Raw genomic sequence first — 12,912 nt, 5'->3', positions numbered from 1 at the left:
TTATTTTTTACGATATGCTTCTTGGCATTCAGGCGCATCACAATAGCCATAAAGATTTAATGAGTGACCTGTAAGTTGGAAACCAAATTTTTCTGCCACTTGATGTTGCTCATGCTCAATCACATCATTAGTAAATTCCACCACTTTATTGCAGTTTTGACACACAATATGGTCATGGTGATCTTCTTGCATAATCTCAAAAACAGAATGATTGTTTTCAAAATGATGGCGTTGAATAATACCTGCAGCTTCAAACTGTGTTAACACGCGATACACAGTTGCTAAACCCACATCTTCACCTTGTTCAAGTAAAGTCTTATAAATATCTTCTGCGCTTAAGTGATGTTGTCTTGAATTTTCAAGCAATTCCAATATTTTAATTCGTGGAAGTGTAACTTTAAGTCCAGCTTTACGTAAATCTTGATTTGAAATAGGCATGAAAAAAGGTCTCTCAACAAAATTAAAGTTGGAATATGCAACAAAGTGTAGATGCAGTATGATCTATCCTTGGATCAAATGCATCATAATTAATTTGGGATAGTTTAGCAAAATGCAAAAAATCATGCTGACGTTATTCGTCACTTCATTGCTCGTAGGCTGTTCAACCTTGGGCGTTTATAAAGTTGATATTCCACAAGGTACACCTTTAACTCAAGCACAAGCGGCTAAAATTCAAGTGGGAATGAGCCACCAACAAGTTCGCTTTTTGCTAGGTAGTCCAACTGTTGCCGATCCAATGAATCCGTTACGTTGGGACTACATTTATAAGTATACCCCAGGAACATATGCTAAAAAAGCCAAGATTCCTGCTGCACATGGTCAACACTTAAAAATCTTCTTTGACCAAAACGGTATCGTTCAAAAAATTGAAGGCTTAGAAACCATTCCAGAGTCTCAACCGGGCTTACCAGGTTCTAAAGAAGCGATTTTAACTGCGCCACCACTATAGTCGCTTTAAGATAAAAATAAACCCCTAAATTTAGGGGTTTTTTTTATAAGTACAATTGCTTGAAACGATTGCCTCGACAATAACGGCCGACGGGATTTTTCTTGGCGCGATTACGACGAATATCTTTCGGATTAATGGTTAATGCACGATAGATTTCGACGCGATCACCTGCTTCAAGTAACTGAGATGAATCGCTTACACGCGCCCCGAAGATTCCTAGTGTTAATACTTCTGGTAAATCCACTTGTTTTCGAATGCCACTTTGCACAATAGCATCTTCAACCGTCATACCGGGATTAAAGATCAGAGGAATTAATATCTGCTGTTCCACGCTCGCATAAGCGACCCATACTTGTAACTGAGCTGTCATTAGAATAACTGCCCAATCACAGCCACCAATGCCAATATTATTGACAAGGGCACGACGATACGTACGGCAATACGCCAAATATTATAAAAGGTTTCATGACTGAAGTTCATTGACTTACGTAGATGACTAATCTTCATAATCCAACCTGCGAAAATCGCATAAATCAGACAAATAATTAAGCCCCAAATCAACAAGGCAATATTAAATACTGGAAGAACAGTGCTCAGTGCCCATACAAAAACCGCAACCAATAAAATCGCCCATTGCACCACTACGGCCAATTGGCGTTGTTGTAATTGTTCACGTGCCATTTGAATCAGCAATGCTGAAGCAGCAACCAAACCCACAACCAATGCTAAAGCAGGTACTTGTGTTTTTGCTGCGAAAAAAGCAAAAGCAATCACTGCCAAGAGTTGAGCGATCCAAATTGGAAATACCGTTTTGCTTGCAATCTCTTGTTGCTTCACGGCTGGCAAACTTGACTGCCAGTACAAGCCCATCCCCAAACCACTTGCTACGAGCGCCAAAACTGTTGCATTGCCCCACTCACTAAATTCGAGCGCAGTCATTTTCCACTCTGGTAAGGCAGTTCCCATAACATTCGCTAAGACTACTGCAGCAATCACACCAATAGCGGTCAAAATCACTAAAAATTGGCGTGGTACAAACGACAATGCAAATGCAATGACCGCAAGGACAGCCAAAATAATGCTATAGGCAAAGCCATTAGCTGTAAAAATTGCCACATATTGCGACGCGGCTGAAAGCATGGCACCTGCGAGGAATGGAATAAATACTACGGCAAGCCAACCCACTATACGCCATTTTGGCGAAGCATCTGCATCACGTGTTAGCGAAGACAGTGCTTGAACTGCTGTAATTTTTGAACGTTTTGCTAAAGCAATTTCCAAATAACATAGCGGTAAAGCTAAAATAAGCATTGTACCTAGCCACAACAGCCAGAAATCTAGCTGACGTTCAATTTGAATACCTGTTACCGGTGCTAAAGTTGCAATAATGATAAAAGATAAACAGAACGCCATCAGTGGCGATAACCATTTCGACATCGCATTGTCCTGCATGACAAATTCCTTTGAAAATTCTAGCGCTATTTTGCCTTGCTGTGCCTTGAAAATCAAAAACAAAAAGCAAATCACCTTAAAGGTGATTTGCTGCGCAAATAATATTATTAGATTTTAATTGTTTTTATTTCATTTTTTGAGGTTATGAAAAGAAACGTGCAAACCAATTTTTGCCTTTTTTCTTTTCTTTTTCTTTGATGATACCCATCATATTTTCTTTAACCGCACCGACATAATCAGCATCATCGTGCTGAATATGGTTAATCAGCCATTTTGAAAGCACTTCATGTAATTCATTTTCAATCGCATGCCCCATTTCAAAACGGTCGCGGTAAGATTCAATTTTTTTAATAAATAAATCATGTACGCGTTTATGTGGCACACGATATTTATAACCCGCTTCTTCTTGTAAAGATTCTTCGAAGGTAAAATGTGATTGCGTGTAATCAATAATGTTTTCCAGAATTTGTTTTACACGATCACGATCTGTATTTGCGTCAATGCCATCAATTTCATTGATGTAGTCAAGAATCCGTTTGTGTTGATCGTCAATCACATCGATACCAGTATTGTATTCTGGAACCCATTTCATTTTCATTACGACCACCTATAAATATGAAGGACTTATCACGTAAATTTCATCATATAATTAAAGAACTTAAATAAAAATGAAGTAAAAAGGTTGGTTTTAATTGAAATACTGCTATTTATAATGTAATCAATTGTTTTTATTATGTTATTTTATTTAATCCCGAGTATAAAGCTAAGATATTTTTTAATCAATTCAATATCTTAGAAAATACCCTTAATTCAATAAAGTGTAAGATATTCATTTTTATAATGAATATCTTTCATTCAAAATTAATACTGATCTGCACGCGTGACGCGTTTTAAAGATGGGTCCAGCCGCTCACGTTCTAAACGTTCAACAACCGTCTTTGCAGCACGTATCGGACGGCCATGTTGAAATAAAATCATTTCACCCGGCTCAAATGCTGTCCAAACTTCGTTTTGCGTTAGGGGTTCAGTGGTAATCACGGCAACACGGTCTTCAGGCGTGGTGACTTCACTAAAATCGACTTCAACATCAATATCAATCAACTGTGCAGGTTGAAATGGGAACTCTCGAACCAACCAATGCAGCTTGGTAATCGCATAACTAAATAGCGCCTGCCCATTCGACAAACAAAAATTAAAGGTGCCATGTTCTGCAATTTTCGGAGAAATTTCTAATAACAGATCAAACACCTGATCGAGTGTAGGTTCGGTATAACCAAAACGTTTCACCATTTGCTCGAGCAAATAGCAAAAGGCCAATTCACTGTCGGTATTGCCGACGGGGCTGAAGCGCCCCGTGAGCTCAGGCTGAAAGCCATGTAGGTCGCCATTATGTGCAAAAATCCACTGTCTGCCCCACAATTCACGACTAAATGGATGTGAGTTTTCAAGATTAATTTTGCCTTGTGTCGCTTTACGAATGTGTGCAATCACATTGCGAGATTTAATCGGGTAGTTTCGGATCAGCTCAGCAATCGGAGACTCTACAGCAGATTGATTGTCGACAAATAAACGACATGCTTTATCTTCAAAAAAAGCGATACCAAAGCCATCACAATGATCTGAGGTAATTCCTGCTCGCTGCGAAAATCCCCGAAACGAAAAAGTAATATCGGTGGGAGTCGCACAATTCATTCCGAGCAGCTGGCACATATCGATCATTTCTGCAGTAAATCTATGATTTCTCTATTGTGCATGACAGTTTTAGTTGTTGTAAATCTAAAATCGGCGCCATTATAAGAGTTTTTATAATCCAACAGGGCAAATACTTTATTTGATCTATACAAATCTCACTTAGCCAACTGATAAATAATAAAAAAGCCTCAAAAGAGGCTTTTTTATATCAAAAAATGCTAAGTATCTTAAGCTTTTTTCACATTGGTTCGATTGGTGATTAATGTACCCACACCATGATCCGTAAAGATTTCAAGTAATGTTGCATGAGGTACACGACCATCAACAATATGCGCGCTAATTACGCCACCTTTGACTGCATCTAATGCACAGCCAACTTTCGGAATCATGCCGCCATAAATCACGCCAGTTTCAATCAAACGATCGACTTCTTGGGTTGTTAACCCAGTCAGCAGATTTTTATTTTCGTCTAAAACACCCGTGATATTGGTCAATAAAATTAGCTTTTCCGCACCCAATGCTTCCGCCACTTTACCTGCAACTAAGTCAGCATTGATGTTGTAAGTGTTGCCGTCTTCGTCTACACCTAATGGTGCAATCACAGGAATAAAATCGCTTTGGGTGAACATTTCAAGTACGTCAGTTTTCACACCAACCACTTCGCCGACTAGACCTAAATCAATCTGTTTTACTGAACCATCTTCGGCAGTTTTTTCCATCAATAATTTTTGCGCACGGATCAAATTACCATCTTTACCGGTTAAACCAATCGCACGGCCACCGTGTTTATTGATTAAGTTCACAATCGATTTGTTCACGCTGCCGCCCAAGACCATCTCGACAACTTCCATCGTTGCAGGATCAGTCACGCGCATACCGTCGATACGATCAGACTCACGGCCTAATTGTTTGAGGAATGAATCGACTTGTGGACCACCGCCATGCACCACAATCGGGTTTAAACCAACCGTTTTCAGCAGCACGATATCACGTGCAAATGAGCTCTCAAGCCCAGGATCGGTCATGGCATTACCACCATACTTCACTACCAGCGTCTTACCCGCAAAACGTTGAATATACGGCAAAGCTTCCGTCAGGATTTGTGCTTTGTCGATGCCAGTATGTTGATGTGGCATTTGCCTCTCCTTATTGAGCATCTGGAATGTCATGAGCAATGTCTGGATAGTGCTCAACTAACATAGAAACAAACAGATCTCGTATTTCTTTTAAGCGTGCTGATGAATTGGCATCAAAGCGTAAAGTGAAATACTCACCTGTATTCGATGCTCGAATGATGCCAAATCCATCATCAAAATCAAGGCGTATTCCATCAATTTTACTGATTTGTGCTGGAATTCGCGCAGAATTGGCTTCAACCTGCGTTAAAACTTCCGCTGGATCATGCTGATGTGTACTGACATATAAATCTTCGGTACTAAAGCGCTCCGGATATTTCGCCAAAGCTTCTGACAATGTCAGTCCTTGAGCCTGAATATATTCTATAACTCTTAGTGCAGCATATAGACCATCGTCATAACCGCCGCCGCGACCATCATTAAAAACATAATGCCCTGCGTATTCACCACCAAAAACCGCTTTGCCTTTAGATTGGGAAATATATTTTCGCAAGAAACTACTACCTGTTCGAATCATCACAGGCTGTGCTTCTAGATCACACACAGTATCGCGAATCATCGTTGAACATTTCACATCAAATACCACTTCTGCATGTGGTTTTTGAGTCAAACAAATTTCAGCAAATAAACATAATAATCGATCTGCAGAAACGACTTTGCCAGTCTCATCAATCAGCACTAAACGATCACCATCACCATCTAAAGCAATGCCAATATCGGCTTTTTGTAGCTGTATGGCTTGGCGGAGATGGGTTAAATGTTTGAGCTGTGATGGATCTGGAGCATGATCAGGGAAATGTCCATCAGCTTGGCAACGTAATGCCAAAACTTCACAGCCTAATTTATTTAATAATAAGGCTGCACAATGCCCAGCTGAACCATGCATGCCATCGATCACAACTTTAAGTGGTTGCTGTAAATGAATGTCATCTAAAATAAATTTCTGATAGGCCAAACAATATTCAGGCTTGATTTCGTGTGGCTCAATTTCAGTCATCAAATACACACGTTCCGATGAAAAACAATTTCGTGCTTCGACTGCAACGTGTTGAATCATCTCTGGACAAGGTGGCTCACCTTTGATAATCCACTTGATACCATTATCTGATTTTGGATTATGGCTCGCCGTCACCATAATGCCATTGCCTTGAAATTGTCCCGCAATAAAATACAACATCGGGCTTGAGCAGCAGCCAATAATTTCCGCTTCAAGGCCAGCCTCATGGCAGACTTTTTGAATTATTTTTGCATAGGTTGGACTGGTTAAACGCGCATCATAGCCAATGGCAAGTCTCTTTTGCCCTACATCTAAATATTGTTTGACTAAGCCACAAGCAATTGACTGAACTAAATCAGCATTTAAGAGCGATATTTTCCCGCGAATGTCATATGCACGAAAAATATGTTGAGGAAAGTGACTAAACAGTGAACCCATACTATGTTCTTCTAATTACATCTTTATTAATTAAAAAATCTAAAATTCTATTGAGAATTTAAGCTTTTAATTAAAGGATAAAATCCTGAAAAAAAGTGTAGCTTTTTTTATAACAAATTTAGTTAACAATCAATTAATAATATTTAAATACTGATCTAAAAATTACACTCACATTTATCCACTAATTTATTTTTAAAATTAAATCAATACCTTACATTAATAAAAATATCAATTTATCATTTAGTCTTAAATATTTTACTTTTCAAATATTTTTGATTATTTATTTAAATGTGTATAAATATAGTAAATCGATCAAATTTAAACCAATAAACAAAATTCTAATTATTCTTTACCCTCACCCCTAAAATATAAACCAAGTAAACTCATCAGAATTAAAAATCCTAATAAGATCCAAAATACTCTAAATATAGATTTGAATTTGAATAAATTAAAATTTAAATAAAATGATATAAATAAAAACCATCACGAGGATGGTTTTTTATTCGCTACGTGATTTTAGGCATTTACTTGTCAACACACTGGATCAAAAGTCTTGCGCTGATTAGTTTTTACCTGTATGACCAAAACCGCCTGCTCCTCGTTCAGTGGCTTCAAACTCATCCACAATATCAAACTGAGCTTGTACAACTGGCACTAAAACATATTGTGCTAAACGCTCACCCGGCTCTAGGCTAAATGCCGTTTGGCTACGGTTCCAAACAGATACCATCAATTCACCTTGGTAGTCTGAGTCAATCAAACCGACCAAGTTACCCAACACGATTCCGTGTTTATGACCTAAGCCTGAACGTGGCAGAATTAAACCTGCAAAGTTAGTATCTTCGATATAAATCGATAGGCCTGTTTTTACCAGAACAGTTTGACCCGGTTCAATTACGGTGGTTTCTTCTACACATGCACGGAGATCAAGACCTGCCGAACCTGCTGTGGCATAAGTTGGCATTGGCCATTCCGTACCTAAACGTGTGTCGAGAACTTTAACTTGAACTTTCATGGTTCATTCCTGTTTCAATAAAACGAATTTCAAAAAATAAATAAAATATTCCACGCTTTAAGCTTTAACGCTTAATCAGCGCGCGTAAATTTTCTAAATAATGCTGTGCTTGCTGTTTAGGATCGATATCCCCTGCCAGCTTTTTCTTGCGCCCTAACCACTCCAATTCATCTTGTGGCAGTTCGTCCAAGAAACGGCTTGGTGTCATTTGTCGCATTTGACCACCGGCTTTACGCTGCTCTGCAAGAGTCATGGTTAAACCTTGACGTGCACGAGTAATCCCCACATACATCAGTCGACGTTCTTCCTCAACCGTGTCGGCAGCAATGGAGTTTTTATGCGGTAGAATTTCTTCTTCCAGACCAATCAAATAAACGAATGGAAATTCCAGACCTTTCGACGCATGAAGTGTTAACAAATTGACTTTATCGGTGTCTTCTTCTTCTTGTTGCTGTTCTAACATATCGAGCAGCACCATTTTACGAATCACACTTTCAATGTTCTTTTCATCTACATCTTCAGCGCGGTTTATCAAACTTTGAATACTGCTATATAGCACTTCAATATTATCCAGTTTGGTTTTTTCCTGCGCAGGAGTAGCTGCAGATTCTTTAACATAGTCGATATAACCTGCTTCAATCATCATGCGACGAATAATGGGAACAGGCTCATCATCTTCTAATAATTCACGGGTAAAGGTCGAAATAAAGTCTGCAAATTCAGCCAATTGGGTTGTAGCTTTTTTCGGAATCGCCATGCTCAAGCGCTGATCCCCTGCTGCACTGAGCAAAGACAAATTACTTTCCTGCGCAAATAGACCAAGCTTTTCCAAAGTCACAGGACCAATCGCACGTTTTGGTGTATTGATAATTCGTAAGAATGCGCTGTCATCTTCAGGGTTAATGATCAGACGCAAGTAGCTCATCAAGTCCTTAATTTCAGCACGAGCGAAGAAAGACTGACCACCCGATAATTTATACGGGATCTGCATTTGGCGTAGCTGTGTCTCTAGAGCACGCGCTTGGAAATTACCGCGGTATAAAATGGCGTAGTCTTTCCAATTTTTACCGTTCATCAGCTTGTGCGTAATCAAGTCTTTTACGACGCGTTCTGATTCATCATCGTCATTACGACAAGTAATCACGCGGATCACTTCACCATGGCCTTTATCTGACCAAAGCTTTTTATCGAAAATATGTGGGTTATTGCCAATAACTGTATTGGCAGCTTTTAAAATACGACTGGTCGAGCGATAGTTTTGCTCAAGCTTAATCACTTTCAGATTACGGAAATCTTCCTTCAATAAAGCCATATTCTCAGGCTTAGCACCACGCCATGCATAAATCGATTGGTCATCATCACCTACCGCAGTGAATTGTCCCATGACACCCACGAGTAATTTCACCAAAATATATTGCGCGGTGTTGGTATCTTGATATTCATCGACCAATAAATAGCGGATTCGATTCTGCCAACGATCACGCACTTCTGCATTTTCTTGTAATAAGCGCGTCGGCATGACAATCAAATCATCAAAATCCACAGCATTGTAGGCACGTAAATTACGCTCATACAGTTGATACAGATGTGCAAACTGAACATCTTCTGCTGTTTCACAGGTGGTGTGCGCTTGCTCAGGTGGTATCAGATCATTTTTCCAATCTGAAATCATTTTCATGGCTTTGGCAATCAGCTCTTTACTTTCTGCACCCGACAAATTGTCACGATGCATTAAATCCATCAAAATGCGTTTGCAGTCATCTGCATCTAAAATTGAAAAGTTATTTTTTAGCGGTGTATTTTTTAATTCCAAACGAAGCATGTTTAGCCCGAAGTTATGGAAGGTAGAAACCGACAGCCCTTTTGCCTCTTCACGGCTCATCAGCTTTGTCACACGCTCTTTCATTTCTCGCGCGGCCTTATTGGTAAAGGTCATCGCGGTGATACGGTGCGCAGGAATACCACAATGCTTCACCAAATAGGCAATTTTACGGGTAATCACCGATGTTTTGCCTGAACCTGCCCCTGCAAGTACTAACAAGGGTCCTTGAGTGTATTTCATTGCTTCAAGTTGCTTGTCGTTCAACTGACTTGCCAGTGACATAGTCTTTCCTCTTATTAATTCGAGGATGATTATAGTCATCTGAAACGATCTTGCCTAATGCAAAATGTATTTTATCGGTCATTAAAAATGCCATAAAAAAAGCCACCCGAGGGTGGCCTTTCGTTTCAAACTAAAACTTATTTAGTTTCGTAAACTGAGATTTCTACGCGACGGTTTTGTTCACGACCTGCAGCAGTTGAGTTATCCGCTACTGGAGAAGTTGAACCGTAACCACGTGCAGTAATACGAGTTGAAGAAATACCTTGAGACGCTAGGTAGTTTTTCACTGAGTTTGCACGGTTCTGAGAAAGTGGGTTGTTAATCGCATCAGTACCAGTGTTATCTGTGTGACCATGTACAACGATTGCAAGTTTGTTTGCAGTACCGTCTTCACGCAATACTTTAGCAACATCATTCAATGCAGATTGGAACTGAGATTGAATAGTTGAAGAGTTAGTTGCGAAAGTTACTGATGGCATAACAAGGTTGATCGAACCATCTGGATTACGACCTACGTCAACACCAGTACCAGCCAATTCTTGTTTAAGACGTTTTTCTTTCTTATCAAGAAGAAGACCTGCACCACCACCAACTACAGCACCAATTGCAGCTGCTTGACCCATTTTGTCTTTATCAGCATTAGAATAAGCAATACCAGCGCCTAAAAGAGCACCTAGACCAGTACCGATTGCTGCTTTGTCATATTCCATGTTTTGACAACCAGTAAGTGCCATTGCCCCAACTACTGCCGAAATTACTAGTGCACGCATTGCATGCCTCCTTCTTTGTGTTTTGTTGTATGGTTGAAATGATGAAGTAAAACAAATGGCTGAACCATTGATTTTTTGTTAATAATAAAACGTTTAGTTACAATTTGTAATATGAATACGAGATTTATTTGTTAATTCCATCACAATTTCTTCACAGTTCTGCAGATGCCCTTTTTTATTTAATCAACTCGAACTATATTATTTATTAGAATAAATCATTATTTGGACAATTTCCGCTAGGACTTTTTATATGTCATCTCAAACAAATAAGCAACCGACACTAAAAAAAATTAGCAAAGGACTTACCGTCGGTTCAGTTATGACAGGCAGTACTTTTTTCCATGGTCCACCTGTACTAGCCCTTGGTCTAACCAAACTCTTTAAAAAATCAAAAAAGGTTGATGAAACCAACATAAAAATTACCAACAGTTGGCTCACGGTCAATAACTGGTTAATTGATCACGTTTTACCCAACACAAAATGGGATATCACCATCGATGAAGGCCTCGACTTAAATTTGCATGGTCGCTATCTCATGACCTGTAACCATCAGAGTTGGGTCGATACAACAGTTAACCAATATTTTGGTTTAACCCGTATGCCACTGACGCGTTTCTTTACCAAATGGGAACTCATTTTCATTCCATTTGTTGGTCAAGCTTTTAAAATTTTAGGCTTTCCAATGATGAAACGACACAGCAAAGAACAAATCGCGAAAAATCCTGAACTTAAATATCGAGATATGGAAGAAGCGCGTAAATCTTGTGAACAGTTATTGAGCCAGCCTTTTACCCTGCTGAACTATTTGGAAGGCACTCGCTTCACCCCTGAAAAACATGCGCAGCAGCAATCACCGTATCAAAACCTTCTTAAGCCAAAAGCGGGTGGTTTAGCACTAGCACTCAATATTTTAGGGGATCAAGTTGATGCTCTCGTAGATATGACCATCGTCTATCCAAATGGTGCACCAGCTTATGGCGAATTTTGGCTCGGTGAAGTTCCACGCATAGCCGTGGATTTACGTAAAATTGAAATTCCAACGTGGGTGCATGGCGGCAACTATGAAGATGATGCAGAATTCCGTGAAAAATTTCAGCATTGGGTAGATGAGCTGTGGACGGAGAAAGACCAACTCATTACTCGTATGAAAGCTAAATACTCAGTTACTGAATAATTAAGAAGAAGTTTTATGTCGCAGAACAGCATGCCGCAAAACAAGAAATCTAAATATCATCATGTCAATCCAAACAGTTGGTCATTCAAACTGTTTTTGATTTATGACATATTCATGGTGTTTATTATTGTTTTTAACTTGTTCTGCCTGTGCATGAACTTTTTCCTCATGAGCAATCTTGGCAGTTGGTTCTTTAACAGTATCCACCTGCCCGATGTGCTGAGTTTTTACCATGAACATTTGCATCCGTGGGTGATTACCACCGAAGCGTGGTTCATTATCTTTTTGATTGTAGAACTGTTGGTGCGTTGGGCGATTGCCATCATCAACAAGCACCATCAGCGCTGGTTCTTCTTCCCGTTTATACATTGGTACGAAATTTTAGCCATTGTGCCGCATTTACGTTTCCTGCGTTTATTTCGCGCGGGCGTGATTGCCTATCGACTGTATGAAATGGGTTATCAGATCGTGCCATCGGCATGGCAAAAGAAAGCTTTGTTTTATTATCGTGTGGTGATGGAAGAACTGTCTGATCGAGTAGTACTTACCGTGTTAGATGGTGTTAAGCATGAGCTCAATACCAGTACAACCCATAAAGACCTAATTAGTAATCTTGTGCAGCATCACCGTGAGATGTTCACCCAAGTTTTAGCTGAGATTTTGCAAGAAAATTTAAGCAAAGAGCTACGTACTGAACGTGAATTGATCGCCAAAAATGTCGGACAAATCGTCAGTCAGGCCATCGAAGACACTCCAGAACTCACGCAGCTATTGCGCTTAGTGCCAATCGTTGGCAGCCGCATTGAACAGCAGATTCAAAGTATCGGGCAACGTTTGGGTGAAAATATTACCCAAGGTTTAATTTCCCCGTTGGCTTATCCCAATACATCGACGGCTCAAAAACCCAATCTATATTTAGACATTTCACAGCGTGTTAGCCGTATTGAAATCGAAAATAATGCCCAGCTGGATGAGTTGGTTCGCTCTGCGGTTTTTGAAAGTCTAGAGGCTATTCGTAAGCAAGTGAAAGTAAAACAGTGGCAGCAGATTATGCAGGAACAGGACCAAGCTACAGAATAAACACTTAGTCAAAAATAATTGCGAACTCCGCTAGAGTATTCATGCAAATTGTTCTAGGATTTGCTCTATTTACAACATAACTACTTCGGCACAAAAGTAATAGTT

Annotated in this window: 13 protein-coding genes; 3 read left to right on the top strand and 10 right to left on the bottom strand. The window is 39.6% G+C overall.

All coding sequences use genetic code 11. From position 1 onward, the window contains the following. Complete coding sequence (gene fur / locus FTV50_RS07445) at positions 1 to 438, bottom strand: ferric iron uptake transcriptional regulator (RefSeq protein WP_078193101.1); 438 nt, start codon at positions 436 to 438, stop codon at positions 1 to 3. 112 nt (positions 439 to 550) lie between these two features. On the opposite strand from fur, the gene FTV50_RS07440 reads away from it, so the two are divergent. Continuing rightward, positions 551 to 949: an outer membrane protein assembly factor BamE gene (locus FTV50_RS07440; protein ID WP_078193102.1), complete on the top strand. Its 399-nt coding sequence runs from the start codon at positions 551 to 553 to the stop codon at positions 947 to 949. A gap of 43 nt (positions 950 to 992) precedes the next feature. Here the strand turns inward: FTV50_RS07440 and FTV50_RS07435 are convergent, their stop codons facing one another. From FTV50_RS07435 to FTV50_RS07395, 9 genes are all read right to left on the bottom strand, one after another. Then, a complete protein-coding gene (locus FTV50_RS07435; RefSeq protein ID WP_180004252.1) occupies positions 993 to 1,319 on the bottom strand; it encodes an RnfH family protein in 327 nt (108 codons plus the stop codon). After that, the gene (locus FTV50_RS07430) at positions 1,319 to 2,401 is read right to left on the bottom strand and encodes a hypothetical protein (RefSeq protein WP_180024012.1); all 1,083 of its coding nucleotides are present in this window, start codon (positions 2,399 to 2,401) and stop codon (positions 1,319 to 1,321) included. Before FTV50_RS07430 ends, FTV50_RS07435 begins: the two co-directional genes overlap by 1 nt. Positions 2,402 to 2,543: 142 nt before the next feature. After that, entirely contained in the window at positions 2,544 to 2,999 is a 456-nt protein-coding gene (locus FTV50_RS07425; RefSeq protein WP_078190032.1) for a bacteriohemerythrin, read from the bottom strand. 263 nt (positions 3,000 to 3,262) lie between these two features. Then, positions 3,263 to 4,111 (bottom strand): class II glutamine amidotransferase, encoded by an 849-nt coding sequence (locus FTV50_RS07420; RefSeq protein ID WP_111885279.1) that lies wholly within the window; start codon positions 4,109 to 4,111, stop codon positions 3,263 to 3,265. Between the two features lie 209 nt (positions 4,112 to 4,320). Next, positions 4,321 to 5,229 (bottom strand): acetylglutamate kinase, encoded by a 909-nt coding sequence (gene argB / locus FTV50_RS07415; protein ID WP_180024011.1) that lies wholly within the window; start codon positions 5,227 to 5,229, stop codon positions 4,321 to 4,323. A 10-nt stretch (positions 5,230 to 5,239) separates the two neighbouring features. Then, positions 5,240 to 6,664: a phosphomannomutase/phosphoglucomutase gene (locus FTV50_RS07410; RefSeq protein WP_180024010.1), complete on the bottom strand. Its 1,425-nt coding sequence runs from the start codon at positions 6,662 to 6,664 to the stop codon at positions 5,240 to 5,242. Between the two features lie 562 nt (positions 6,665 to 7,226). Beyond that, a complete protein-coding gene (dut, locus tag FTV50_RS07405) occupies positions 7,227 to 7,679 on the bottom strand; it encodes a dUTP diphosphatase (protein WP_111885270.1) in 453 nt (150 codons plus the stop codon). A 64-nt stretch (positions 7,680 to 7,743) separates the two neighbouring features. Then, a complete protein-coding gene (locus FTV50_RS07400; protein WP_078193107.1) occupies positions 7,744 to 9,783 on the bottom strand; it encodes a UvrD-helicase domain-containing protein in 2,040 nt (679 codons plus the stop codon). A 137-nt stretch (positions 9,784 to 9,920) separates the two neighbouring features. Beyond that, positions 9,921 to 10,553 carry an OmpA family protein gene (locus FTV50_RS07395; protein ID WP_078193108.1) on the bottom strand — a complete coding sequence of 211 codons (633 nt, stop codon included), beginning with the start codon at positions 10,551 to 10,553 and terminating at the stop codon, positions 9,921 to 9,923. Positions 10,554 to 10,803: 250 nt separating this feature from the next. Between FTV50_RS07395 and FTV50_RS07390 the strand changes: the two genes are divergently transcribed. Further along, positions 10,804 to 11,727 (top strand): acyltransferase, encoded by a 924-nt coding sequence (locus tag FTV50_RS07390; RefSeq protein ID WP_180024009.1) that lies wholly within the window; start codon positions 10,804 to 10,806, stop codon positions 11,725 to 11,727. A 15-nt stretch (positions 11,728 to 11,742) separates the two neighbouring features. After that, positions 11,743 to 12,807, top strand: coding sequence for a preprotein translocase subunit SecA (locus FTV50_RS07385; RefSeq protein ID WP_373683677.1), 1,065 nt, complete (start codon positions 11,743 to 11,745; stop codon positions 12,805 to 12,807). Positions 12,808 to 12,912 lie beyond the last annotated feature (105 nt).

It is taken from the genome of Acinetobacter sp. YH1901134 (assembly GCF_013416965.1).
In the GTDB taxonomy this organism is placed as follows: domain Bacteria; phylum Pseudomonadota; class Gammaproteobacteria; order Pseudomonadales; family Moraxellaceae; genus Acinetobacter; species Acinetobacter amyesii.
The sequence above is the reverse complement of the archived record's forward strand: the minus strand, read 5'-3'. Positions and strand labels throughout refer to the sequence as shown.

Excerpts from the sequence above, each read along its gene's own strand:
- fur (WP_078193101.1), bottom strand. The coding sequence starts at position 438 with ATGCCTATTTCAAATCAAGATTTACGTAAAGCTGGACTTAAAGTTACA.
- FTV50_RS07440 (WP_078193102.1), top strand. The coding sequence starts at position 551 with ATGCAAAAAATCATGCTGACGTTATTCGTCACTTCATTGCTCGTAGGC.
- FTV50_RS07435 (WP_180004252.1), bottom strand. The coding sequence starts at position 1,319 with ATGACAGCTCAGTTACAAGTATGGGTCGCTTATGCGAGCGTGGAACAG.
- FTV50_RS07430 (WP_180024012.1), bottom strand. The coding sequence starts at position 2,401 with ATGCAGGACAATGCGATGTCGAAATGGTTATCGCCACTGATGGCGTTC.
- FTV50_RS07425 (WP_078190032.1), bottom strand. The coding sequence starts at position 2,999 with ATGAAAATGAAATGGGTTCCAGAATACAATACTGGTATCGATGTGATT.
- FTV50_RS07420 (WP_111885279.1), bottom strand. The coding sequence starts at position 4,111 with ATGTGCCAGCTGCTCGGAATGAATTGTGCGACTCCCACCGATATTACT.
- argB (WP_180024011.1), bottom strand. The coding sequence starts at position 5,229 with ATGCCACATCAACATACTGGCATCGACAAAGCACAAATCCTGACGGAA.
- FTV50_RS07410 (WP_180024010.1), bottom strand. The coding sequence starts at position 6,664 with ATGGGTTCACTGTTTAGTCACTTTCCTCAACATATTTTTCGTGCATAT.
- dut (WP_111885270.1), bottom strand. The coding sequence starts at position 7,679 with ATGAAAGTTCAAGTTAAAGTTCTCGACACACGTTTAGGTACGGAATGG.
- FTV50_RS07400 (WP_078193107.1), bottom strand. The coding sequence starts at position 9,783 with ATGTCACTGGCAAGTCAGTTGAACGACAAGCAACTTGAAGCAATGAAA.
- FTV50_RS07395 (WP_078193108.1), bottom strand. The coding sequence starts at position 10,553 with ATGCGTGCACTAGTAATTTCGGCAGTAGTTGGGGCAATGGCACTTACT.
- FTV50_RS07390 (WP_180024009.1), top strand. The coding sequence starts at position 10,804 with ATGTCATCTCAAACAAATAAGCAACCGACACTAAAAAAAATTAGCAAA.
- FTV50_RS07385 (WP_373683677.1), top strand. The coding sequence starts at position 11,743 with ATGTCGCAGAACAGCATGCCGCAAAACAAGAAATCTAAATATCATCAT.